A 24,246-nucleotide genomic window follows, 5' to 3' on the forward strand; every position below is an offset into this window, starting at 1 on the left:
GTTGCCCCGGTTTCGGGTTGAATGCAGTCCGTTCGTGCTGTCTGCCGCTATGCACAACGGAGCCTGCCTGATGGAGCTGCTGAGTCCCCGTCCCGGAATTGGCCAGATCAAGCCCTACCGTCCCGCCCGACCACCGCAGGACGGCGCCGCCTGGGTCGATCTGTCGCTGACGGTCAATCCGCTGGGACCCGGCAAGAAGGCGCTCACCGCCTACCGCCACATGGCGGCGCAGATCCACCGCTATCCCGACTGGTCGCAGGACCGCCTGCGCCACGCCATCGCCCGGCGCTACGATCTGGACGCCGGCCACATCACCTGCGCCAACGGCTCCGATGAGATGATCCACCTCGTCACCCAGGCCTTCGCCGGGCCGGGGGACGAGGTGCTGTGCCACGAGCACGGCTACCGCGGCTTCATGAAGGCGATCCGCGCCGCCGGCGCGACTCCGGTGATCGCCGCGGAGCGCGATCTGGTCGTCGATGTCGAGGCGATGATCGACCGGGCGAACGAGAAGACGAAGCTCTGCTTCCTCGCCAACCCGAACAACCCCACCGGCACCTACATCCCGTCGAACCTGGTCCTGCGGCTGCGCGCCGGCCTGCCCTCGCACACGCTGCTGGTTCTCGATTCGGCCTACGCCGACTATTGCCGCCGCGACAACTACAGCGACGGCACGGCGATCGTCGAGAATTCCGACAACGTGCTGATGGTGCGCACCTTCTCCAAACTGCATGGGCTGGCCGGGCTGCGCGTTGGCTGGGCCTACGGCCCGGCGGGGGTGATCGAGGCGGTCAACCAGACGCGCGGCCCCTTCAACGTCGGGATCGCCGCCCAGGCCGCGGCGGAGGCCGCCATCGGCGACACCGAGCATGAAGAGGCGACCTTCGCCCACAACAGCGCGTGGCTGCCCTGGCTGAGCCACGAGCTGGAGCAGCTCGGCGTGCGCGTCTATCCCAGCGTCTGCAACTTCATCCTGGCGCGCATCCCGACCGACCCATCGCTCGGCGTCCAGGCGGTGCTCGACCATCTGGCGCGTCGCGGCATCCTGGTGAAGCCCACCCAGGATTACGGGCTGGCCGACTGCCTGCGCATCACGGTCGGGCGGGAGGACGAAAACCGGGCTCTGGTCGCGGCTCTGGGAGAGATTCTGAGCTGACCTCCGGCTCCTCGCCGGGAACCGGTTCGGGCATCGGGTCCGGATGCCGGGCGTGCTCGCGGGCGAAGATGAACAACCCGGAACCGACGACGATCACGATGCCGACCAGCGAGAGCAGGTCCGGCCACTCGTCGAAGAAAATCGCCCCGATGGCCAGCGCCCACAGGATCTGGCTGTACTGGGCTGCCCCCACCCGGTCGGCCGGGGCGAAGGCGGCGGCCAGGGTGAACAGGGCCTGGGCGGCGAAGGTCGTGGTGGCGAAGCCCACCGTCAGAATCCATTGCTCCCGCGTCGGCCACTCGAAACCGGGGATCATCAGCAGTCCGGACACGACGGCGGTCGACAGGAACACCGTCCCGATCAGGGTGAATCGCTTTTCGGAATGACCGATCATGCGCCCGGTGACGACCACGACGGCGGAGCTGAAGGCGCAGCCCAGCGCCGCGAAATGGCCAGGCAGCAACTCGCGGAACCCAGGGCGGGCGACGATCAGCACGCCGATGAAGGCCGCCCCGACGGCCAGCCGCCGGCGCCAGCGCACCGGCTCCTTCAGCACGACGATCGCCAGCAGCGTCACCAGGCTGGGCATCAGGAAGATCATTGCAAAGGCTTCCGCGAAGGGAAGGCTTCGGAACGACATGACGCTGAGCGGGGTGGAGGCCGCCACGAAGACCAGCCGCACCGTCATCAGCCAGGGCCGGTTCCAGCGCAGCAGGTCGCCGACACGGTCGCCCCTGGTCATGAAGACCGGGGAGAGCAGCAACGGCAGGATGTAGGCGAAGAAAGTGACCTCGAAGGGGTCCAGCCCATGCCCGATCGCCTTCACCAGCGCATCGCCCCAGGCGAAGAAGGCGAAGGCCAGGAACGCGAACAGAATGCCCTTCGTCATGGCGTCGGTGTCCTGGCGTTCGGAGCAGCGGAGAGCGGACCGGGACGGCCCGTCACTCGTTGATCGGAATGTGCGGCGCCGAGGTCCGCGGCAGCCAGCCGAGGAGCCGGGGATCGCGGATCTCGCGGGTCACATGCCGGTAGGGCACGAACCCCATCGACTGGTAGAGCGGCAGCGCCTTCGGATGGTCGAAGGTGCAGGTGTTGACGAGAAGCCGCTTCGTCCCGCCCTGCCAGGCCAGCCGGATCGCCGTGTCGAGCAGCCAGGGGCCGAGCTTCAGGCCGATGAAATCGGGGATCAGCCCGAAATAGGCCAGATCGGTGTCGTCCTCCCGCCGGTCGATCTCGGCGTAGCCGGCCGGGGTGCCGTTCACGTAAAGGACCCAGATCTCGACCCGCGGGTCGGTGACGACGCGCCCCAGTTCCGGCATCGGCATGCGCCGCCGCTCGTGCCACAGCCAGGGCTCGCCCACCGTGTCGTAGAGATAGCGGTAGTAGGAGGCGGTCGGCGGGTTGGCCCGCACCAGCGCCACGTCACCCGCCGGGCGGGGCAGGGGCGCGTGGGCCGGCGGGGTCGTCATCTCCAGATAGGTGACGATGACGGACAGGCAGCCGGGCGGCACCGGCGCCACGATCCGGGACGGCGACAGGGACGTCCGGGGAGGCGGCGTCAGGGAGAATCGGTCTTCAGCCATTTCTGCATCACGGTAACGGGACCGGTGGCATAGCCCAGCCGCTCATAGAACGCCACCACGGCGTGGTTTGTCGCGCGCACCATGAGTTGCGCCTTGGGCATGCCTGCCTCCACCAGCCAGCCCTCCGCCGCCTGGACCATCGCCCGGCCGTGACCGTGCCCGCGGCAGGTGGGATCGACCGCCAGATAGTAGAACCAGCCGCGGTGCCCGTCATGACCGACCATGACGGACGCCACGGTCCGCCCATCCTCGCGGCCGATCAGGATGGTCGCGTTCGGCTTCGACACCGCGAGCGCGATGTCGGCCACCGGGTCGTTCCACGGCACAACGAGGTTGCAGGCGGTCCACAGCGCCACCACGTCGTCACAGTCCGCCGCCTCGTAATGACGGATATCCAACGCTCCGGTCACCGCTTCACCGGCCCGGTCTCCAACGGCAGATCGCTGCGCAGCCCCCATTCCGCCCAGGACCCGTCATAGACGGCCACATCCTCCTTGCCGGCCGCGGCCAGACCGAGGGCAAGCACGCAGGCGGTCACGCCGCTGCCGCAGGAGGCGACGATGGGACGCTCCAGGTCAAGCCCGGCGCCCTTCGCCCGCTCCGCGACGGACTCGGGCGGCAGCAGGGTCTTGCTCTCCCCGTCGATCAGGTCCGTGTAGGGCAGGTTGAGGCTGCCGGGGATGCGCCCGCTGCGGCGGCCCGGCCAGGGCTCGACGACGGCGCCCTCGTAGCGGTTGGCGCCACGGGCGTCCACCACCTGATCGACCCGCGAGTCGATGTTGGCGAGAACCTCGTCGGCCCGGCGCAGCAGGCCGGGTCGCAGCGCCGCCGTGAACGCCGCCGGGGCCGGGTCGGCCGGACCGGATTCCAGCGGCCGGCCTTCCGCGATCCATTTCGGCAGGCCGCCGTCCAGAACGGCGACGCGGCCGTGCCCGAACAGACGGAACATCCACCAGACGCGCGCGGCGGCGGTGGCCATGCCGGCGCTGTCATAGACGACCACCGTGTCGCCATTGCCGACACCGAGCGCCCCGACCTTAGCCGCGAAGGTCGCCTCGTCCGGCACCATGTGCGGCAGGGGGTGGGTGTCCGGCTGCGCCACGTCGTCAATGTCGATGCGCATGGCGCCGGGGATGTGCCGCTCCAGGAACTCGACGCTCGGGTCGCGGCCGGAGCCGGGCATGAACCAGGAGGCGTCGAGGACGCGCAGGCCCAGCTGGCCCAGCCGCTCCGCCAGCCACGCCGTCGAGACGATCGGGCCGGGGAGGGTGTGGATGGTGTGCGATTCGGTCATGGAATGTCCTCCCCGTTCAATCGCGCAGCGCGACGATCACGCGCCGGTTCTGCTTGCCCTTGTTCTCGATCTTCACGACGTCGAGCCCGCCGATCTCACCCAGCCGCTTCACATGGGTACCGCCGCAGGGCTGGCGGTCAACCCCGGCGATGTCCACCAGCCGGACGCGGCCATAGCCGCGCGGCGGCTTGACCGTCAGGGTGCGGATCAGCTCAGGGTTGGCGTCCAGCTCCTCGTCGGTGATCCACAGAGAGCCGACCGGCGTGTCCGCTTCGACCAGCCGGTTCAGGGCCGCCGCGATGGCCTCCTTGTCGAGCCCCTCGGTCGGGACGTTGAAATCGACCCGGCTGCGCTCCGCCCCGACCTGGGCGCCGGTGATCGAGGCGCCGGGCAGGACCGCGCAGACGAGGTGCAGCGCCGTGTGCATCCGCATGTGACGGTGTCGGCGGTCCCAGTCGATCTCGGCCTCCACCGGGGTGCCGGGGGCGGGCAGGACGGTGCCGGGCTCGGGCACATGGATGACGTCGTCCGGCCCGTCGCCCTTCACCGTGTCCACGATGCGCAGCGTGGCGCCGGCGACGCGCAGCAGCCCGGTGTCGCCGGGCTGGCCGCCGCCGTTGGGGTAGAAGACCGTCCGGTCGAGTCGAATGCCCCGCTCGTCCGCGGATGTCACGGCGGCGGTGCAGGAGGTGGCGTAGGCGTCCTCGCGGAAGATCAGCTCCATGGGACCTCAGGTGCGTTTACGAATCCAGCCAATCGGGCACAGGCAGATTCTTCTCACGCAGGAAGGCCGGATTGAAGAGCTTCGATTGGTAGCGCTGCCCTCCGTCGCAGAGAATCGTCACGACGGTGTGCCCCGGCCCCATCTCCCTGGCGATGCGGATGGCCGCCGCGACGTTGATGCCCGACGAGCCGCCCAGCACCAGACCCTGCGACTTGATCAGGTCGAAGATGACCGGCAGGGCCTCCTCGTCGGGGATCTGCAAAGCCTGATCGACCGGAGCGCCCTCCAGGTTGGCGGTGATGCGGCCCTGGCCGATGCCTTCGGTGATCGAGCTGCCCTCGGCCTTCAGCGTCCCATGGGCGTAGTGATGGTAGAGGGAGGCGCCCATCGGGTCGGCCAGAACGATGCGGACGTCCGGGTTGCGCTCCTTCAGCGCCAGACCGACGCCGGCCAGCGTGCCGCCGCTGCCCACCGCGCAGGTGAAGGCGTCGATCCGCCCCTCGGTCTGGGTCCAGATTTCCGGACCGGTGGTCAGACGGTGGCCCTCGCGGTTCGCCACATTGTCGAACTGGTTGGCCCAGACGGCGCCGTTCGGCTCGGTCTTCGCCAGTTCCTCGGCCAGGCGGCCGGAATAGCGGACGTAGTTGTCGGGGTTTGAGTAGGGCACCGCCGGCACAAGGCGAAGATCCGCGCCGACCAGGCGCAGCATGTCCTTCTTCTCCTGGCTCTGCGTCTCCGGCATCACGATGACGGTGCGGTAGCCGAGCGCGTTGCCGACCAGCGCCAGCCCGATGCCGGTGTTGCCTGCCGTGCCTTCCACGATGGTGCCACCAGGACGTAGCAGGCCCCGGCGCTCGGCATCGCGGACGATGGCCAGGGCCGCGCGGTCCTTCACCGAGCCGCCGGGGTTGAGGAACTCCGCCTTGCCCAGGATCTCGCATCCCGTGGCCTTCGACGGCCCTTCCAGCCGAATCAGCGGCGTGTTGCCGATGGAGCCGATGAAGCCGGTGCGGATGTCCACGGACTGTCTCCCGAATCGAATGATGAGCCGGGCAACACTATCGGATTGCGCACCAGGGAATTCAAGATCGGCTTGTGAAATGCAGCATTGAACGAAATCAGATCGTCCTTTCTATTCCTTAATCCACTCGCCGCGCAGCCGGTCGCGGTTCCGCGCGAACCAGCCCAGCGCGATGATGGCGATGGAATTGTTCAGCCGGTTTTCGTCGAGCAGACGGATCGCCTCGTCGGCCGGGATGACCATGATGCGGATGTCCTCGTGCTCGTCCGCGCAACCGCCCGTCGCGGCGAGGCCCCGGCTGTCCACCCGCCCGCAGAACACGGTGACATGCTCGTCGTACGCCCCCGGACTGGGGTAATAGTCGCAGATCGTCTCGATCTCCTGGACGGTGCAGCCGGCCTCCTCCCTGGCCTCGCGCCGCGCCACCTGCTCGGGAGTCTCACCCTCGTCCAGCAGGCCGGCGACGATTTCCGTCAGCCACGCCCGGCCGCCCGCCGCCGAAGCCGAGCCGACCCGGAACTGCTCGATCAGCACGACGCTGTCCCGGTCCGGATCGTAGAGCAGGACGCCCACGGCCTCACCGCGCACGCAGACCTCGCGCGGCGGCAGGACACCGCTCCAGGAGCCGTCGAACCTCTTGTGGCGCAGGCGGTAGACGTCGACCTTGAGGTAGCCGTCGTAGGCTCTCTTCTTTTCTTGGATCTCGATGTCCGGGTGATCCACGGGCGGGTCTCCTTGGCTTGCGGGGCGTGCACGGTCCAAGGATTTAGCGCATCCGCCGGTCCGGGGCGAGGCGGCCGGTCGTTTTCCGTCAGAAGGTCGGGTTCAGCTTCAGCGTGCTGTAGCGGTCGGCGGAGGGGACGGCGACCGGTTCCAGCTTGGGACCGCGCAGCAGCTCCAACGGAACGGTGACGCCGGCCGGACCGAGATCCCAGACCTTGCGGTAGAAGTCCGCCAACCCCTTCGGCCGCTGGCCGGCGACTCCGACGATCATGTCGCCGGGCCGGATTCCCACGGTCGCGGCCGGGCTCTGCGGGGTGACCCGCTCGACCATCAGGCGACCCTGCTCCTCGCGCAGGGTGACGCCCAGCCAGGGGCGCGCCGGCTCCTGACGCCGCCCGAAGGCCAACAGATCAGCGAGGATCGGCTTCAATGCGGAGACCGGAACGAACATATTGCCGGGGATGCCGCCGTGTGCCGGCACCGCATCGCGGACGATCAGCGAGCCAATCCCGACCAACTCGCCCTTGCGGTCGATCAGAGCGGCGCCGTTGAAGCCCATGATCGGCGGGGTGGTGAAGATCGCCTCGTCCAGCAGATACTCCCAATAGCCGGCGAACTCGCGCTTCGCGGCGATCAGCACCGGCTGCACCCCGGTCGACCCCTGCCGGGTGAGCACCATGGCGCGCTCGCCCTCCTTGATCGCATCGGAGTCGCCGAGCCGGACGGGGGCGGCGCTGAAGCCCATGCCGGCGCGCAGCAGCCCGAATCCGCTGGCCTGATCGTACGCCACGAACTCGGCGGGATAGCCGCGCCCCTCGCCGGTGGTCACCTGGAGCTGCGACGCCTCCAGAATCGTGTAGCCGATGGTCAGGATCAGTCCGGATCCGTCGATGACGACTCCGGTCCCCTCGCGCTCCGTGCCGAGCGAGCGGGCGCTCTGGCTGTCGGGAAGGATGGTGGCCGAGATGCGGACCAGGGCGCCCGCCAGCTTCGCCGCGTCGAGCTGGTCCGCCCGTGCCGCTGTGACAGGAACAATCACTGAAAGGAAGGCTGCAAGGCAGGTCGCAAAACAGGTCGCAAAACAGGTCAACGTCCAGGGGATGCGGCGCCAGCGACCCGACATGCTTCCCTCCCTTGCCGGAGTCGAGTCGGGCGGGACGCCGGATTGCTCGATCCCCGAATTAAACATGAGCGTCAGGGCGCTCGCATCAAGGGGTTCTCTGACTCGACGGAGGCGCACCTGTCCGGCACGTGAAACCTCCACCCGCCGACAAACGTTACCCGCGTCAACGACACCATGAAGGACGGCGCCGATGCCCATCAACAGCGAACATGAACTCGAACAGGCGGTGGCGGAGTTCCAGCGTCTCGCCGACGAGCCCGCCGGTTCGTCCGGCGAGCGCCGGAAGCTCGAACTGGATGCGGAGATCAAGGCCTTCTACGCCCAGCACTCCGACGACATGCGCAAAGGCAAGCCGCGCCACGAGTAACACACCGCCGCCGACATCGGCGCGCATTTCTTCATCGACGCGGAGGGGGCGGCTGGCCGACACTGCCGCCGCTCCCGGAACAGATTGCCGTTCCGGGGGGCCGTCGTTGAAGGAAGGAGCGCGTCCCCACGATGAAGCGAATCGACAATTGCTACACTTGCCTGTTCTGGGAAGGGCAGGGCATCCGCCAGAGGGGACCGAAGGGACTGTGCCGCCGCTTTCCGCCGCAGGTGACCCCGCGCGACACGGAAGGGCGCTTTCCGATCACCCTGTCCACCGACTGGTGCGGCGAATGGAAACGCGACATTGGCGACCCTGCCGGCGAGGCCGCGGACAACCGCCTGATCTACGACGACCCGCAATCTCGATAGACATCCGCAGAGGGTGGCCCGCCCGGTCATCGGGCCATCAGGCATCCGGTTCAGCCGGGCATTTCAGCGGGGCATCGGTGTGACCACCATGGACCGCTGGTTTTCCGGCAGCACGGCCTCGCCGCGGACCAGCATCCGGTGCCAATCGACGCCCAGCAGGACGATGGCCACCACCATGGCCAAGGCAATGATCGCCACCGCGGCGACCCAGCCACCCTCTTCCTGCCGGCCATCGGGCCGAGGGGGCACTCCCTTGGGCGTGAAGGGTCGAAAACTGAGGGGGAGAATGGTCATGGGTCGCCTCCACCGCTGAACAGGCGCAATCCCGACTCGGATGGGTATACCGTGGAATTGTAACGCCGGAAGCGCAGTGGCGGCATCAAGCCTTCGGTCGGAACGCTCGTTCCTTCGGATGATGCCGGAAGCGGTGTCGGCAAAAGGACATTACGAATGACTGCTATGAGAAAAGGCCGAGCCCGCGAGGACTCGGCCTTTTCATCGAAGTGGCTCCCGGTGCTGGACTCGAACCAGCGACACGCGGATTAACAGTCCGCTGCTCTACCGACTGAGCTAACCGGGATCAGTCTGACCGGTCTTTGCGAGGCGCAACGTCCGGCGTGGGCGGCTATATAGCGGACCCTCTGACGCTTGCCAAGTCTTTTGATGGCAAAAAATCGACGGCTGGGGCAGGGCGGATGGCGGCGCCGACGCGACGCGAAAACGCGGAAAAGCACCGGCCTGTAGAGGCGCGATGCTTATCGAACGCTTTGATTTTTCTGATGTCTCAGCCGTATCAAGGATGGAGGCACGGGCGGGAATCGAACCCACGTACACGGATTTGCAGTCCGCTGCATCACCACTCTGCCACCGCGCCATCCTTGCGTCTGGCACCCCCTAGCGGGAGCGCCGCGGCGTGGGAGCGGACGTATACTGCTGTTCACGGGGGTGGTCAAGCGCCTTCGTGGCGTATTTCGATCATCCGGTGCGGCGTTGTGTTCGTGAGACTTTGAAGATATATACGCGACGAGGCAGCGAGGCCGCGCACCACGGCTTGGCGCCGCGCTCCGTCCACCAGATTGTAAGCGACCGCCATGTCCGAATACGCCGCCGCCCGTCTCAACATGGTCGAAGGGCAGATCCGACCGAACAAGGTGACCGACCAGCGTCTGGTCGATGCCATGCTCGACATTCCCCGTGAACAGTTCGTGCCGAAGGCGGCGCGCGGTATTGCCTATGTGGACGAGGATCTCGCCATCGGCAAAGGCCGCTACCTGATGGAGCCGATGGTCTTCGCCCGCATGCTCCAGGAAGTGGGCATCGACGCGAACGACGTCGTGCTCGACATCGGCAGCGGCTCCGGCTACTCGACCGCCGTGCTGGCACGCCTCGCCGCCACCGTCGTCGGCATCGAATCCGATGCCGAACTGGCCCGGCAGGCCACGGAAGCGCTGAGCGCGGTCGGCGCCGACAACGCCGTCGTGATCACCGCCCCGCTGACCGAAGGCTACCCGCAGCAGGCCCCCTACGACGTGATCGTGATCGAAGGCTTGGTGTCGGAGGTTCCGGACGGTATCCTTTCCCAACTGGGCGAAGGTGGGCGACTGGTCGCCGCCGTCCTCGGCGAGCGCGGGGTCGGCGAGGTGAAGCTGTATCAGCGCAGCGGTGACGTCACTTCGGCCCGCACCTTGTTCGAGGCGCACACGCACCCGTTGCCCGGTTTCGAAGCCAAGCCGAAATTCGTATTCTGATCGCAAAGTGAGTGATCCCGGGGGCTTCGGCCCCCGTCGCCCCGTCCCCCAGCCTGTCACCTTGCCTTTCACCGGCCGCTGTCCTGCGGCCCGCAACGGAGAATCAAGGCATGCCGGCGCCGTTTGACATGGAAGTCGAAGACCTCGACCGTATCCGGACATCCGGCGGCGATCCGCTGGTCCTCGACGTGCGGGAACCGGGGGAGGTGGCCATCTGCGCCCTTCCCGACAGTCTCCACATTCCGATGGGGGCGCTGCCCGCCCGCGTCGGGGAGTTGCCGCGGGACCGCGACATCGTGGTCGTCTGCCACCATGGCGGGCGCAGCGCGCAGGTGACCATGTGGTTGCGTTCCCAGGGGTTTTCCCGCGCCACCAATCTGAATGGCGGGGTGGACGCCTGGGCGCGCCGAATCGACCCGAACATGAAGGTCTACTGAACATGACTGTGCGAAGCCGTTTCGCGCGCCACTTGATGGCGACCGCCCTCACGCTGGGGGTTGCCTTCGTCGGGGGCATCGACACCGCGTCGGCCCAATCCCTCGAAGACGCGCTAGCGCAGGCCTATTCCAACAATCCGGCGCTCGCCGCGCAGCGCGCCCGTCAGCGCGCCGTTGACGAAAGCGTCCCGCAGGCGCTGTCCGGCTACCGTCCGACGGTGCGGGCGACGGCGGGGATCACCCGCGAGGCGACCGACAGCACCTTTCAGGGCGGCGAAACCGGCTCCGAGAACAACGCCAAGAGCGTCGGCATCTCTGCCACCCAGCCGCTCTACGATGCGACCGTAGGGCCGGCCGTCCGCCGTGCCGAGCGCACGGTCGAAGCCCAGCGCGCCACGGTGCTCGCCAACGAGCAGCAGATCCTCCTGAACGCCGCAGCGGCCTATTTGGACGTCGTGCAGAACCAGGCGGTGCTGGAGCTTCAGGCCAACAACGAGCAGGTCCTGCGCCGCCAGCTCGACGCCGCCCGCGACCGCTTCCGCGTCGGCGAATACACCCGCACCGACGTCAGCCAGTCCGAATCGCGCCTGGCCGCCTCCATCGCCGCCCGCATTTCCGCCGAAGGCACGCTCCAGGCGTCGCGCGCGACCTACGAGCGCGTCGTCGGCTCGATGCCGGGCAAGCTGAAGGCGCCGAAGCCGAAGTTCAAGCTGCCGGGGACGCTGGACGAGGTCGTCGAGATGGCCCGCTCCAACAACCCGTCGGTGCTGTCGGCCACCTACACCGAGGCGGCGCAGCGCGAGGCGGTGGACCAGCAGTTCGGCCGCCTTCTCCCGTCGGCCAATCTGTCGGCCCAGGCGAACCGCACCATCGACGCGGGCCGCTCGTCGGGCATCGACATCAAGCGGCAGGACGGCGCCCAGCTCACCGCGCAGATCACCATCCCGCTCTATCAGGCCGGCCTGCCGGAAGCGCTGACCCGCGAGGCGAAGCACACGGCGAATCAGGCCCGCCTGCAGATCGACGACACCCGCCGCCAGGCGGTCGAGGCGGCGATCAGTGCGTGGCAGGCCCTGCAGGCCGCGCGGGCGAGCATCGAATCCTACAACTCCCAGATCCGGGCCGCCGAGATCGCGCTGGAAGGCGTGCGGCAGGAGGCCCAGGTCGGCTCGCGCACCGTGCTTGACGTGCTGAACCAGGAGCAGGAGCTGTTGAACGCCCGCGTCAACCTCGTCCGCGCCCAGCGGACCGAGATGGTCCAGGCCTTCACGGTCCTCGGCGCCATCGGCCAGTTGACGGCACGGCAGCTCAACCTGCCGGTCCAGTATTACGACGCCGACACGCACTACAAGCAGGTGCGCAACAAGTGGATCGGAACCGGCGTGCCGGAGTGACCGCACTTGAATGCCGCTTCCTGGGTGATCACCCCCAGATGATCAAAACGGCCCGCCTCGGCGGGCCGTTTTTGTCTGGTGGCTTTTTACCCAGTCCTGCCCTAGTGTCCGCGTCAGGATGACGTCTCCGGGTTTGCCACGATGAGCGATAAAGGCCAGCAAGAACCGTCGATGGAGGAGATCCTCGCCTCCATCCGCCGCATCATCTCGGAGGATGGCGAACCCGCGAAGGCGGAAGCGGCGCCCCCCCCGCCGCCGCCTCCCCCACCACCTCCTCCGCCACCGCCGCCGCCGCCTCCGCCTCCCATGGAGGAGGATGACGACGACGTCCTGGAACTCACCCAGATGCTCCAGGAGGAGGCGCGGAGCGAGCCCGACGAGCCGGACCCCGATCCGTGGCGCGACGAGCCGGCCTTTGGCGGCATGGCCGATCCGGAGCCGGCCTTCCATGAACCGGACCCCGAACCTCCGCCCCCGCCACGACCGGCCGCGAAGCGTCCGGCGCCGGCCTTCGACGATTTCGACGATGACGAACCGCCTCCGCCGCGGCCACGCATCCGTCCGTCCGATCTCGACAATGGGCTGATCTCCCGCCGGGTGGCCGAGGAATCGTCCCACCATTTCACGCATCTGGCGCGCCAGCTCGGCGACGACCTGTCCATCGGCCCGATGCCCGTCGGCGTGCGCACCGTGGAGGAGGTCGTCCGCGAGCTGTTGAAGCCGTTGCTGAAGGAATGGCTGGACGAGAACCTGCCGACCATCGTCGAGCGGCTGGTCCAGCAGGAAATCGACCGGATGATCCGGCGGTCCCAGAAATTCTGAGCGGCGTCACGCCCGCCATGCATTCCGTTTGAATTCGTAAGCGAAAGTTCCTGGTGATGTTGGAAAAGACGTACCGGCCCGCCGAGGTCGAGGAAAAGCACTACCGGCTGTGGGAAGAGACGGGCGCGTTCGCGGCGAAGACCGAGTCGAACGGCAAGCCCTACACCATCATGATGCCGCCGCCGAACGTGACCGGCAGCCTGCACATGGGCCACGCGCTGACCTTCACGCTCCAGGACGTTCTGACCCGCTACAACCGGATGCGCGGGCGCGACGCCCTGTGGCAGCCGGGCACCGACCACGCCGGCATCGCGACCCAGATGGTCGTGGAACGGAATCTCGCCAAGGAGGGCAAGACGCGCCACGACTTCGGCCGCGACGCCTTCATCGACAAGGTGTGGGAGTGGAAGGCCGAATCGGGCGGCACCATCACCCGCCAGCTCCGCCGGCTCGGCGCCTCGCCCGACTGGCCGCGCGAGCGCTTCACCATGGACGAGGGGCTGAGCCGCGCCGTCCGCAAGGTGTTCGTGGAACTGCACAAGCAGGGCCTGATCTACAAGGACAAGCGGCTGGTCAATTGGGACCCCAAGCTGCACACCGCCATCTCCGACCTCGAGGTCGAGCAGAAGGAGATCAAGGGCAGCCTCTGGCACTTCCGCTATCCGATTGAGGGGGAGGCGGACCGCTTCATCGTGGTCGCCACCACGCGCCCCGAGACGATGCTGGGCGATACCGGCGTCGCCGTGCATCCGGAGGACGAGCGCTACAAGGACCTGATCGGCAAGAATGTCGTGCTGCCGCTGGTGGGGCGCCTGATCCCCATCGTCGGCGACGAGTACGCCGACCCGGAGACCGGCTCGGGTGCTGTGAAGATCACCCCGGCCCATGACTTCAACGACTTCGAGGTTGGGCGGCGCAACAACCTCGCGGCCATCAACATCATGGACCGCGACGCCCGCATCACCGGCGACGAGGTCCCCGAGGCCTACCGCGGGCTCGACCGCTACGAGGCGCGCAAGAAGGTCGTGGCCGAGCTGGAGGCGCTGGGCCTTCTGGAGAAGATCGAGCCGCACACCCACATGGTGCCGCACGGCGACCGCTCCGGCGTCGCCATCGAGCCCTGGCTGACCGACCAATGGTACGTCGACGCCGCCACGCTCGCCAAGCCGGCCATCGAGGCGGTGGAGACCGGCAAGACCGTGTTCGTTCCCAAGCAGTGGGAGAACACCTATTTCGAATGGATGCGCAACATCCAACCCTGGTGCATCAGCCGCCAGATCTGGTGGGGCCATCAGATTCCGGCCTGGTACGGTCCGGACGGCCATTTCTTCGTCGAGGAGACCGAGGACGCGGCCATCGCCGCGGCCAAGGCCCATTACGGCAGTGATGTGGCGCTGACCCGCGACCAGGACGTCCTGGACACTTGGTTCTCGTCGGCCCTGTGGCCCTTCTCCACGCTGGGCTGGCCGGACGAGACTCCGGAACTGGCGCGCTACTACCCGACCGACGTTCTGGTGACGGGCTTCGACATCATCTTCTTCTGGGTCGCCCGGATGATGATGATGGGCCTGCACTTCATGAAGGACGTGCCCTTCCGGACGGTCTACATCCACGCCCTGGTCCGCGATGAGAAGGGCCAGAAGATGTCGAAGTCCAAGGGCAACGTCATCGACCCGCTGGAACTGATCGACCAGTACGGCACCGACGCGCTGCGCTTCACCCTGACGGCCATGGCCGCCCAGGGCCGCGACATCAAGCTGGCGGTCAGCCGCGTCGAGGGTTACCGCAACTTCGCGACGAAGCTGTGGAACGCAGCGCGCTACACCCAGATGAACGGGGTGGCCCCGGTCCCCGGCTTCAAGCCGGTGGGTCTGACCCAGACGGTCAACCGCTGGATCGTCGGCGCCCTGGCGGAGGCGGCGAAGAAGGTCGGCGAGTCCATCGAGGCCTACAAGTTCAACGAGGCCGCCAACACCGCCTATGCCTTCACCTGGGGCACCTTCTGCGACTGGTACCTGGAGTTCACCAAGCCGATCCTGAGCGGCACGGACGAGGCCGCCATCGCCGAGACGCGGGCGACCACCGCCTGGGTGCTGGACGAGATCCTGCACATGCTCCACCCGCTGATGCCCTTCATCACGGAGGAGCTGTGGGAGCAGCTTTCGGACGACCGGGCGAACCGCCTGATCTCCGCCCGCTGGCCGGAGCATGGCGCGGAACTGATCGACCCGGCCGCCCGTGACGAGATGGATTGGGTGGTCCGGGCGATCTCCTCGGTCCGCTCCATGCGGTCGGAGATGAACGTGCCGCCCGCGGCCCAGATCGAGCTGAAGCTGAAGGACGCCGGTCCGGAGAGCCTGAAGCGGCTGGACACGCACCGGGACCTGATCCTGCGCATGGGCCGTTTGGCCAGCGTCGAGCCGCTGTCCGGCCCGGTGCCCAAGAGCGCCGTCCAGGCGGTGCTGGACGAGGCCACGCTGATCCTGCCGCTGGAGGGCATCGTCGATCTCGACAAGGAGCGGGCGCGCCTGACCAAGGAGATCGAGAAGCTGTCCGGCGAGATCAAAAAGATCGACGCCAAGCTGTCGAACGAGCAGTTCGTCGCCAAGGCGCCGGAAGAGGTGATCGAGGAGCAGCGCGACCGCCGCGACACCGCGGAGCAGGCCCGCGACAAGCTGCAGAAGGCGCTGGAGATGCTGGCCGCGTAAGGCCGGTCATCTGGACCAGAAAAGCGAGGAAGGGCAGGGGCTTCGGCTCCTGCCCTTTCCTTTTGTCTGAAGAGTGCCGGACGGCTTGGTGCCTCAGATCTTGATGGAGGACACGAAGCGGTCGGCGTCGGCTTCGAGCTGCCGGAGCTCGTCGGCCAGTTGGGCAGCGGAATAGATCATCTCGATCGCCGATTTGCCGGTTTCCGCGGCGGTGATCGCCATCGTGCTGACGCTCTCGGTCACCTCGTGGGTGTTGTCGTTGGCCCGGCCCACCGCACCGACGATCTCCTCGGTCTGTTCGAGCTGGTCGCGTACGGCAGCGGACACGTCCTCCGACAGATGAGCGACCTCCTCGACGGTGGTCCGGATCGACCGGATCGCCTCGACGACGGAGCCGGTGGCCTCTTGGATGGCGCCGACCTGACCGGCGATGTCCTCGGTCGCCTTGGCGGTCTGGTTGGCCAGCACCTTGACCTCCGCCGCGACGACGGCAAAGCCCTTGCCGGCCTCGCCGGCGCGGGCGGCTTCGATGGTGGCGTTCAGGGCCAGCAGGTTCGTCTGCCCGGCGATGTCGTTGATCAGCCGGACGATCTCGCCGATCCGCTGCGAGCTGTCGGCCAGCGCCGCCACCGCCGAGTCGCTCTGCCGGGCGTGGTCCACGGCGCGGCGGATCGCCGTGCTGGAGGTGGTCACCCGCCCGCCGATCTCGCCGATGGAGGCGGACAGGGTGCGCGACACGTTGTTGACGATGCCGACCACCTCGGACGTCTGCTCCGCCTTCTCCGACGTGTCGAGCGCCTGCTCCTTCATCTTCTCCGCGGTGTCGCGCAGGATGTGGGCGCCGTTGCGGATCTGGTCGGCGGCGTGGCTGACCGTGTGCAGCACGCGCCCGAAGGCCGAATCGAAGTCGTGGGCGATGGCGCGGAGCGCGCTTTCCCGTTCCTCCTCCGCCCGCCGTTCGGCCCGGCGGGATTCCTGCTCCAGCTCATGCGTGCGCTGAAGATTCTCCTTGAACACACTGACGGCGCGGGCCATCGCACCGATCTCGTCGCGCCGCCCGGTCTCCGGAACGGTGGCCGTCCGGTCGCCGCCGGCCAGCCGTTCCATCACGCCCTCGATCAGGCGCAGTGGCCGGGTGATGCTGCGGGCGACGAGCAGGCTGATGATCGCGAAGCCGACCAGCAGGACGGAACCGACCTGGAGCACGTTGGCGATCACCTCGCCGCGCACCCGGTTCTGCGTCTCAACCGCCCCGGCCATGCCGGCGTTGGCCGAATCCAGCAGGGCTTCGAAACGCGGCACCATCGCCTGGAAAGCGTCGTTGAAGGTCTGCACCTCGGCCCGGAAGGCCTTGGTGGCGTCGACGAACCGGCCGAGGTCTGTGCGGTAGGTGCGGGCCTGCTTCTCCAGCCTGGTCTGGGTGGACGCGTCCAAGCCCGAATCGGCGAGGAAGAAGGTGAATTCGTTGAAGGCCTTGCGGTGGCCGGACAGCAGCGATTCGTCGCTGTAGATGATGAAGTCCTTCTCCATCTTCCGCATGGATTCCATGCGGCCCGTCAGCTTGTCGGCGTTCGGCCACTGCTTCAGCTCGTCCTCGATGGCGCGGGCCGAGGCGCGCAGGACGCCGCGCAGACCGCTGTCGTCGGACAGCCCCAACTCCTTGGCCCGCGCGACCACCGACGAGAAGCGCTCCTTCAGCGTGCCGATGCCCTGCGACAGGTGGTCCAGCTCCTCCTGCGGCAAGCGCTCCACGCCGCGTTCCTTGAGATTGTCCAGCAGGCGGGACGCTTCCTCGGCGTTCTTCGCGAAGGCGTCGGCCGCCGTCTCGTCGCGGTCGGCCACGAAGCGCAGCGCCTGGAAGCGCAGGCGGCTGGCCCGGCGTTCGATGGCCGCCGTGTGCTCATAGGCGTCGCGGAACTGGTCCAGTTCGGCGGTCGCCTCGAACATGCGCTGGGCGCCGACGGTGACCGTCCCGCCCAGCAGGCCCAAGGTGACCACGGACGCGGCGACCAGCAGCGCGATTCGCGTGCCGATGGAAATGTTCGACAGCATATGCGGGAAATCCTTGGTTGCACCGCGGACCTTACCCGCCGCCGAAGACGCCGCTGTTACGGATCAATGGCGGATTCGTTACCGTGCCGTCGCCCCCTGGGCATCGGGGATGAACATCCGTATCTAGAAACCACCGAAAATCGAAAGGGGAGGTCGGCTGTTGTCCTTCGTGCTGTCGAAGCTGCTGTGGCTCCTGGTCTCACCGGGCAATCTGCTCGTGCTGATCCTCACCGCCGGGACGGCGCTGCTGTTCACCCGCCGTATGGCCCATTGGGGGCGGCGGCTGGTCGTGGCGGTGACCGTGGGCTTCGTCATCATCATGGTCACACCGATCGCTTCTTGGGTGGCGCTGCCGTTGGAGGAGCGTTTTCCCCGTCCCGACCTGCCGGAGCGGGTGGACGGAATCATCATGCTTGGCGGGGCGGTGAATCCCCCGATCACCCGCGACCGTGGGGAACCGTCCCTCAACGACGCGGCGGAGCGCGTCCTCGGCTTTGCCGAACTGATCCGCCGCTATCCCCAGGCGCATGCGGTCTTCTCCGGCGGTTCGGGACGGCTGGCCGGCCAGGACGCCCTGGAACTGCGCGAGGACCTCGCGGTCCGCGGCGCGCTTCGGCAGGTCGGTATCGACCCGGACCGCGTGACCTACGAGAACGAATCCCGCAACACTTGGGAAAACGCCCTGTTCAGCCAGCGGCTCGTCGAGCCGAAGCCGGGCGAGCGATGGGTTCTCGTGACCTCGGCCATGCACATGCCGCGGTCGGTCGGCATCTTCCGGCGCATCGGCTGGGAGGTGATTCCCCATCCGGTGGATTACCGCACGCGCTTCGGTGGACGCCCCTTCTTCCGGTTTGAGTTCGACAAGCAGATCGATGCTCTTCAGGATCCGGTCCGCGAATGGATCGGCCTCGTGGCCTACCGCCTGATGGGACGGACCGACACGCTGTTTCCGGGGCCCGCCCATGACCGCGATGCAGCGCAGGCGGGCTCCTGACGGGCGCTGCGCGGTTGGCGCGGAGAGGTAACTCGGCTAGAGTGGCACCACCAGATTTAGCGGGGTGGGGCCATGCGACGCGCGCATATGCTGAGGGGGGCGGTGCTGCTCGCAGGAGCGCTCACGCTCGCCGCCTGCGCGTCCGCGCCGCCCGCGCCATCCTCGTCCGGACTGCCGCGCAGCGGCGTCTACAAGGTCGGCAAGCCCTATCAGGTCAACGGCGTCTGGTATTATCCCGCCGAGGATTACTCCTACAGCGAAACCGGGATCGCCTCCTGGTATGGGCCGGGATTCCACCAAAAGGTCACCGCCAACGGCGAGGTTTACGACCAAAATGAGCTGACGGCCGCGCACAAGACCTTGCCCATGCCAAGCCTTGTGCGCGTCACCAATCTCGACAACGGCCGGTCGCTGGTTGTTCGCATCAACGACCGCGGCCCCTACGCCAATGGGCGAATCATCGACATGTCGCGGCGCGGCGCGCAATTGCTGGGGTTTGAAGGCACGGGCACGGCCAAGGTGCGCGTCCAGATTCTGGCCGAGGAAAGCCGTGCGGTCGCCGCCGCGGCCCGCCAGGGCACGCCGGCCCCGATGCTGGCGGAGTTGGACGGCCCGCCGCCGAAGGCCGCCCCGCGCGGTTCGGTGGAGGTCAGCGGCGCCGTCCGTCCGACCCCCGCCGCGGTCACCCGCGCCCCGGTGCCGCCGCCCACGACGGTGGCCGGCGACATGGTGGACGGCCGCTTCGTTCCAGCCCCGGTGGTCGCCGAGCTTCCGGTGAAGCCCTATGAGCAGATCTACGTGCAGGTCGGCGCCTTCGGCAGCCAGGACAACGTCACCCGTGTGCGCGCCCGTCTGGCCTCGCTCGGCCAACAGGCGCAGGTCACCCAGACGGTCGCCGGACGGCAGCGGCTCCAGCGGGTGCGGGTGGGACCCCTGGCCAGCGTGGACTCCGCCGACGCCGTTTTGAACCAGATCATCCAAGCCGGCCTTACCGACGCCAAAATCGTGGTTGATTGATCACCCGCGAGCCCAGTCCAAGCTTGGCCCGATATCGGGCCTCGTTCCGTTTCACGTCTTGTCCAGTCCGCGTTTTCGCGTTTCGAAGGGAGTTGTCATGGTCGCTGTCGTCCGCACCCGCGTTGCCCGCACCCGTTTCGCCATGGGCCTTGCGGTCGCGCTGTTCGCGGCGGGGGTGGGGCCGGTGGCTCACGCCGCCAGCATCGAAACCATCGCCAAGCAGGCGATCCTGGTCGATATCACCTCGAACACCGTGCTGTTCGAGAAGAGCCCGGATCAGCGCATGGCGCCGTCCTCGATGAGCAAGATCATGACGATGTACATGGTCTTCGACGCGATCAAGGAAGGCCGGCTGACTCTGGAGAGCACGCTGCCGGTGTCGGAGCGCGCGTGGCGGATGCAGGGCTCCAAGATGTTCGTGGAGCTGCACAACAACATCAAGGTCGACGACCTCATCAAGGGCGTCATCGTGCAGTCGGGCAACGACGCCTGCATCGTCTTCGCCGAAGGTCTCGCCGGCTCCGAATCGGCCTTTGCCGAGCGCATGAACAAGCGCGCCCGTGAATTGGGGCTGAAGGACACCAACCTGACCAACGCGACGGGCTGGCCCGACCCGAACCACTACATGACCGCCCGCGATCTCGCGATCCTGGCCGAGCATCTGATCAAGGATTTCCCGGAATACTACCATTATTACTCGATCCGGGAGTTCAAGTACCACGGCATCAACCAGGGCAACCGCAACCCGCTGCTCTACCGCGGCATGGACGTGGACGGCATGAAGACCGGACACACCGAGGCCGGCGGCTACGGCCTGACCGCCTCGGCGGAGCGGGAAGGGCGCCGTCTCATCCTGGTGGTCAACGGTCTGCCGAACATGCAGGCCCGCGCCGACGAAGCGGCCCGGCTGATCGAGTGGGGCTTCCGCGAATTCGCCACCTACGCCCTGTTCAAGGCGGGCGAGACGGTCGATCAGGTGCCGCTCTGGCTGGGTGCACAGGACACCGTTCCGGTCACCGTGCCGGAGGACATGAAGGTCACCATGGCCCGCGCCGACCGCAGCGGCATGAAGGTGTCGCTGGTCAGCAACGCCCCGGTCGCCGCGCCGGTGAAGAAGGGCGACGTGGTCGGCAAGGTGGTCGTGTCCGCGCCGGGCTTCCCGGGCAAGGAGTTCCCGGTGGTCGCCGCCCAGGACGTGGAGAAGCTGGGCTTCGTCGGCCGCGCCCTGGCGGCGGCGAAGTTCCTCATTTTCGGGGCGAGCTGATTGGTGTAAGCCGGCCCGTCACCGCCGGAATCCGGAACGCGGCGGGCCTCATCACCATCGGGAGCAGACCATGACGCGCGGGCGGTTCATCACGCTGGAGGGTGGCGAAGGGGCGGGCAAGACCACCCAGATCCGCCTGCTCGCCGACGCGCTGATCGGTTGGGGGAAGCGGGTGGTGCTGACCCGCGAGCCCGGCGGCTCGCCGGGGGCCGAGGAGATCCGTGGCCTTCTGGTGTCCGGCGAGACCGGCCGGTGGGGTCCGGTGACCGAGGCGCTGCTGCACACCGCCGCCCGCCGCGACCATCTGGAGCGCACCGTCTGGCCGGCTTTGGAGGCCGGGCACTGGGTCATCTGCGACCGCTTCTTCGACAGCACGATGGCCTATCAGGGCTACGGGCTGGGGCTGGAGCGCGATCTGGTCGCCACGCTGCAGGCCACGGCCCTGGGTGACTTCCGGCCCGACCTGACCCTGATCCTTGACCTGCCGGTGGAGGACGGGCTGGCCCGCGCCGCCGCCCGCCGCGGCGGGGAGGATCGCTACGAGCGCATGGACGTTGCCTTCCACCACCGTCTGCGCGACGGCTTCCTCGACATCGCCGCGCGGGAACCGGAGCGCTGCGTGGTCGTCGACGCCCGACACCCCGTGGAAATGGTGCAGGCGGCCATTCTGGACACGGTGACCCGCCGCCTGGGAGCCTCCTGAGGTGAGCCGCGCCCGCGCGCCCGAACCGCTCGCGGAGGAGGATGCCCTCTCCCCGCGCCGCAACCCCGAGCTGACCGGTCATGATGACGCCGAGCGCCTGCTGCTCGACGCCTGGAACTCCGGGCGGCTGCCGCACGCTTGGTTGATCGGCGGCCCGCCGGGGATCGGCAAGGCGACGCTGGCCTTCCGCTTCGCCCGCTTCGTCCTGTCCCAGGGGCTTGAGCCGCCGGACAACGGCCTGTTCGGCGCACCGCCGTCGCCCACTTCGCTTGCGCTGCCCCCGGACGCCCCGGTCTTCCGCCGTGTCGCCTCGGGCGGCCACGCCGACCTGCTGACCGTGGAGCGCCAACGCGACGAGAAGCGCGACCGGCTGAAGCGCGACATCGCCGTGGACGACGTGCGCAAGATCGGCCCCTTCCTGCGCAAGACCGCCGCCGAGGGCGGTTGGCGCGTTGCCGTGATCGACGGTGCGGACCGCATGAATCTCAGTGGCTTGAACGCCATTCTCAAGATTCTGGAAGAGCCGCCGACCGGCGCCCTGCTGCTTCTGGTCAGCGACAACCCCGGCGGCATGCTGCCCACCATCCGCTCCCGCTGCCGCAAGCTGACGCTTCAACCGCTTCCTGAGGAAACGGTCCTCAACCTGTTGGCCCAGCATCGTCCGGACCTGGGCAGCGAAGACCGGGCGGCGCTTGCCCGGCTGGCGGAGGGCAGCATCGGGCGGGCCATCGGACTGGCCGAGGCCGGCGGGCTCGACCTCTACCGGGAACTGATCGGGCTGCTCGGCACTTTGCCGCGGCTGGACATCACTGCCGCCCACGCCTTCGGCGACAAGCTGACCCGCAAGCAGGACGACGGTCTGTACGAGACGGCCACGGACCTGCTCGTCTGGTGGCTGGCCCGCTTCGTCCGGTCGCTGGCCCGCGGCGCCTGGCCGGCGGAGGTGGTGGCCGGGGAGGCCGCCCTGATGACCCGTCTGGCCAACGCCCGCGGCCTTGAACGTTGGGTGGAGGTGTGGGAAAAGGTCCAGCGTCACTTCGCCCGCGCGGAATCCGCCAATCTCGACCGCAAACAGGTGGTCCTGAACGCCTTGGCGACGCTGGAAGCGGCTGCTACTTAACACGGACGACACACCACGCCCACCCGGACCGGCGACACGCCGGGCCGGCGCATTCTCGGGAGAGCCTCTGCCATGACCGGGTCGAAGACCTTCTACCTGACGACTCCGATCTACTACGTGAACGACGTGCCCCACATCGGGCATGCGTACACCACGCTCGCCTGCGACGTGCTGGCCCGCTTCATGCGGCTGGACGGCTATGACGTGAAGTTCCTCACCGGCACCGACGAGCATGGCCAGAAGGTGGAGAAATCCGCCATGAACGCCGGCATCGCGCCGCAGGAGTTCACCGACCGCGTGTCGAAGAATTTCCGCGACCTCGTCTCGCTGATGAACTTCTCCAACGACGACTTCATCCGCACGACCGAGCCGCGGCACATCGCGTCGGTGCAGGAGCTGTGGCGCCGTCTGGAATCGGCCGGCGAAATCTATCTCGGCAGCTACGCCGGCTGGTACTCGGTGCGCGACGAGGCCTTCTACGGCGAGGACGAGCTGACCACGTCGCCGTCGGGCAAGAAGATCGCCCCGACCGGCGCCGAGTGCGAGTGGGTGGAGGAGCCGTCCTACTTCTTCCGCTTGTCGGCCTGGCAGGACCGCCTGCTGGCGTTCTACGAGCAGAACCCGGATTTCATCGCCCCCGCCGGCAAGCGCAACGAGGTCATCTCTTTCGTCAAGTCGGGGCTGAAGGACCTGTCGGTCAGCCGCACCACCTTCAAGTGGGGCATCCCGGTGCCGGGCAACCCCGACCACATCATGTATGTCTGGCTGGACGCCCTGGCCAACTACATCACCGCGGTCGGCTTCCCGGACGAGGGCGGCGAGTACGCCAAATACTGGCCGGCCAACCTGCACATGGTCGGCAAGGACATCCTGCGCTTCCACGCCGTCTATTGGCCGGCCTTCCTGATGGCCGCCAAGCTGGCCCCGCCGAAGCGCGTCTTCGCGCATGGCTGGTGGACCATCGAAGGCCAGAAGATGTCGAAGTCGCTGGGCAACGTCATCGCGCCGGAGACGCTGGTCAACACCTACGGCCTGGACCAGACCCGCTACTTCCTGCTGCGCGAGGTGCCCTTCGGCAACGACGGCGACTTCTCGCACAAGCAGATGGTGCAGCGGATCAACGGCAACCTCGCCAACGACTACGGGAACCTCGTGCAGCGCTCCCTGTCGATGATCGGCAAGAACTGCGGGGCCGCCGTGCCGCAGCCGGGCGCCTTCACCGAGGCCGACAACGCCCTGCTCGGCGCCGCCCGCAACCTGCTGCCGATCGTTCGGGCGGAGATCCAGTCGCAGGCCTTCCACAAGGCGCTGGACGCCATCTGGGCGGTGATCGGCGACGGCAACCGCTATGTCGACGAGCAGGCGCCCTGGGCGCTGAAGAAGACCGATCCGGCGCGCATGGCCACGGTGCTGTACGTGCTGGCCGAAACCATCCGCCAGCTCGCCATCCTGACCCAGCCGATCATGCCGGAAGCCTCGGCGAAGATTCTGGATCAGCTGGCGCAGGGGCCGGATGCCCGCGGGTTCGACCGGCTGGGGGCGGGCGGGGCGCTGGTCCCCGGCACGCCCTTGCCCACGCCGCAGGGCGTTTTCCCGCGCTACGTGGACGAAGCGAAGAGCTGACG

24 protein-coding genes and 2 tRNA genes are annotated in these 24,246 nt (G+C 67.8%); 14 read left to right on the top strand and 12 right to left on the bottom strand.

Annotation, left to right across the window (positions count from 1 at the left end; translation table 11 throughout):
• Nucleotides 1-70 precede the first annotated feature (70 nt).
• Nucleotides 71-1,156 carry a pyridoxal phosphate-dependent aminotransferase gene (locus ACFPMG_RS06440; protein WP_376994379.1) on the top strand — a complete coding sequence of 362 codons (1,086 nt, stop codon included), beginning with the start codon at nt 71-73 and terminating at the stop codon, nt 1,154-1,156.
• Here ACFPMG_RS06440 and ACFPMG_RS06445 read toward each other — a convergent pair.
• From ACFPMG_RS06445 to ACFPMG_RS06480, 8 genes are all read right to left on the bottom strand, one after another.
• Entirely contained in the window at nt 1,092-2,045 is a 954-nt protein-coding gene (locus tag ACFPMG_RS06445) for a DMT family transporter (RefSeq protein WP_376994380.1), read from the bottom strand. The genes ACFPMG_RS06440 and ACFPMG_RS06445 overlap by 65 nt on opposite strands.
• 52 nt (nt 2,046-2,097) lie before the next feature.
• Nucleotides 2,098-2,739 (bottom strand): GNAT family N-acetyltransferase, encoded by a 642-nt coding sequence (locus ACFPMG_RS06450; protein WP_376994381.1) that lies wholly within the window; start codon nt 2,737-2,739, stop codon nt 2,098-2,100.
• Nucleotides 2,715-3,137, bottom strand: a complete 423-nt coding sequence (locus ACFPMG_RS06455) for a GNAT family acetyltransferase (RefSeq protein WP_376994382.1) — start codon at nt 3,135-3,137, stop codon at nt 2,715-2,717. Before ACFPMG_RS06455 ends, ACFPMG_RS06450 begins: the two co-directional genes overlap by 25 nt.
• Nucleotides 3,138-3,145: 8 nt before the next feature.
• Entirely contained in the window at nt 3,146-4,033 is an 888-nt protein-coding gene (sseA, locus tag ACFPMG_RS06460) for a 3-mercaptopyruvate sulfurtransferase (protein WP_376994383.1), read from the bottom strand.
• Nucleotides 4,034-4,049: 16 nt separating this feature from the next.
• Nucleotides 4,050-4,757, bottom strand: coding sequence for an alanyl-tRNA editing protein (locus ACFPMG_RS06465; protein WP_376994384.1), 708 nt, complete (start codon nt 4,755-4,757; stop codon nt 4,050-4,052).
• A 16-nt stretch (nt 4,758-4,773) separates the two neighbouring features.
• A complete protein-coding gene (locus ACFPMG_RS06470; RefSeq protein WP_376994385.1) occupies nt 4,774-5,778 on the bottom strand; it encodes a cysteine synthase A in 1,005 nt (334 codons plus the stop codon).
• Nucleotides 5,779-5,889: 111 nt separating this feature from the next.
• The gene (locus ACFPMG_RS06475; RefSeq protein WP_376994386.1) at nt 5,890-6,501 is read right to left on the bottom strand and encodes an NUDIX domain-containing protein; all 612 of its coding nucleotides are present in this window, start codon (nt 6,499-6,501) and stop codon (nt 5,890-5,892) included.
• 88 nt (nt 6,502-6,589) lie between these two features.
• Complete coding sequence (locus ACFPMG_RS06480) at nt 6,590-7,540, bottom strand: S1C family serine protease (protein WP_376994387.1); 951 nt, start codon at nt 7,538-7,540, stop codon at nt 6,590-6,592.
• Nucleotides 7,541-7,814: 274 nt separating this feature from the next.
• On the opposite strand from ACFPMG_RS06480, the gene ACFPMG_RS06485 reads away from it, so the two are divergent.
• A complete protein-coding gene (locus ACFPMG_RS06485) occupies nt 7,815-7,991 on the top strand; it encodes a hypothetical protein (RefSeq protein ID WP_200485773.1) in 177 nt (58 codons plus the stop codon).
• Between the two features lie 131 nt (nt 7,992-8,122).
• Entirely contained in the window at nt 8,123-8,362 is a 240-nt protein-coding gene (locus ACFPMG_RS06490) for a hypothetical protein (protein WP_145626661.1), read from the top strand.
• Nucleotides 8,363-8,425: 63 nt separating this feature from the next.
• Here ACFPMG_RS06490 and ACFPMG_RS06495 read toward each other — a convergent pair whose 3' ends face one another.
• From ACFPMG_RS06495 to ACFPMG_RS06505, 3 genes are all read right to left on the bottom strand, one after another.
• The gene (locus tag ACFPMG_RS06495; RefSeq protein ID WP_376994388.1) at nt 8,426-8,656 is read right to left on the bottom strand and encodes a hypothetical protein; all 231 of its coding nucleotides are present in this window, start codon (nt 8,654-8,656) and stop codon (nt 8,426-8,428) included.
• 210 nt (nt 8,657-8,866) lie between these two features.
• Nucleotides 8,867-8,942: transfer RNA gene (locus ACFPMG_RS06500), tRNA-Asn, on the bottom strand.
• Between the two features lie 220 nt (nt 8,943-9,162).
• Nucleotides 9,163-9,236 (bottom strand) — tRNA-Cys (locus tag ACFPMG_RS06505).
• A gap of 217 nt (nt 9,237-9,453) precedes the next feature.
• On the opposite strand from ACFPMG_RS06505, the gene ACFPMG_RS06510 reads away from it, so the two are divergent.
• From ACFPMG_RS06510 to ACFPMG_RS06530, 5 genes are all read left to right on the top strand, one after another.
• Nucleotides 9,454-10,110 (top strand): protein-L-isoaspartate O-methyltransferase family protein, encoded by a 657-nt coding sequence (locus tag ACFPMG_RS06510; RefSeq protein ID WP_376994389.1) that lies wholly within the window; start codon nt 9,454-9,456, stop codon nt 10,108-10,110.
• A gap of 110 nt (nt 10,111-10,220) precedes the next feature.
• Nucleotides 10,221-10,547: a rhodanese-like domain-containing protein gene (locus ACFPMG_RS06515; RefSeq protein WP_094302098.1), complete on the top strand. Its 327-nt coding sequence runs from the start codon at nt 10,221-10,223 to the stop codon at nt 10,545-10,547.
• A gap of 35 nt (nt 10,548-10,582) precedes the next feature.
• A complete protein-coding gene (locus ACFPMG_RS06520; protein ID WP_376994390.1) occupies nt 10,583-11,941 on the top strand; it encodes a TolC family outer membrane protein in 1,359 nt (452 codons plus the stop codon).
• Between the two features lie 141 nt (nt 11,942-12,082).
• Nucleotides 12,083-12,763, top strand: coding sequence for a DUF2497 domain-containing protein (locus ACFPMG_RS06525; RefSeq protein WP_376994391.1), 681 nt, complete (start codon nt 12,083-12,085; stop codon nt 12,761-12,763).
• Nucleotides 12,764-12,819: 56 nt separating this feature from the next.
• Nucleotides 12,820-15,471, top strand: coding sequence for a valine--tRNA ligase (locus ACFPMG_RS06530; protein ID WP_376994392.1), 2,652 nt, complete (start codon nt 12,820-12,822; stop codon nt 15,469-15,471).
• Nucleotides 15,472-15,564: 93 nt separating this feature from the next.
• Here ACFPMG_RS06530 and ACFPMG_RS06535 read toward each other — a convergent pair whose 3' ends face one another.
• Nucleotides 15,565-17,523, bottom strand: coding sequence for a methyl-accepting chemotaxis protein (locus ACFPMG_RS06535; RefSeq protein ID WP_376994393.1), 1,959 nt, complete (start codon nt 17,521-17,523; stop codon nt 15,565-15,567).
• A gap of 169 nt (nt 17,524-17,692) precedes the next feature.
• Here ACFPMG_RS06535 and ACFPMG_RS06540 point away from each other — a divergent pair, with 169 nt between their 5' ends.
• The 6 genes from ACFPMG_RS06540 to metG all read left to right on the top strand — a co-directional run bounded on the left by ACFPMG_RS06540 (nt 17,693) and on the right by metG (nt 24,244).
• Nucleotides 17,693-18,517, top strand: a complete 825-nt coding sequence (locus ACFPMG_RS06540; protein WP_376994433.1) for a YdcF family protein — start codon at nt 17,693-17,695, stop codon at nt 18,515-18,517.
• Nucleotides 18,518-18,589: 72 nt separating this feature from the next.
• Complete coding sequence (locus tag ACFPMG_RS06545; RefSeq protein WP_376994394.1) at nt 18,590-19,534, top strand: septal ring lytic transglycosylase RlpA family protein; 945 nt, start codon at nt 18,590-18,592, stop codon at nt 19,532-19,534.
• Nucleotides 19,535-19,631: 97 nt separating this feature from the next.
• Nucleotides 19,632-20,798, top strand: coding sequence for a D-alanyl-D-alanine carboxypeptidase family protein (locus tag ACFPMG_RS06550; protein ID WP_376994395.1), 1,167 nt, complete (start codon nt 19,632-19,634; stop codon nt 20,796-20,798).
• Between the two features lie 70 nt (nt 20,799-20,868).
• Complete coding sequence (gene tmk, locus ACFPMG_RS06555; RefSeq protein WP_376994396.1) at nt 20,869-21,501, top strand: dTMP kinase; 633 nt, start codon at nt 20,869-20,871, stop codon at nt 21,499-21,501.
• A 1-nt stretch (nt 21,502) separates the two neighbouring features.
• Nucleotides 21,503-22,621, top strand: a complete 1,119-nt coding sequence (locus ACFPMG_RS06560) for a DNA polymerase III subunit delta' (protein WP_376994397.1) — start codon at nt 21,503-21,505, stop codon at nt 22,619-22,621.
• Between the two features lie 72 nt (nt 22,622-22,693).
• Entirely contained in the window at nt 22,694-24,244 is a 1,551-nt protein-coding gene (gene metG, locus ACFPMG_RS06565) for a methionine--tRNA ligase (protein WP_376994398.1), read from the top strand.
• Nucleotides 24,245-24,246: the final 2 nt, after the last annotated feature.

The organism is Azospirillum himalayense, assembly GCF_042657465.1.
Classification (GTDB): domain Bacteria; phylum Pseudomonadota; class Alphaproteobacteria; order Azospirillales; family Azospirillaceae; genus Azospirillum; species Azospirillum himalayense.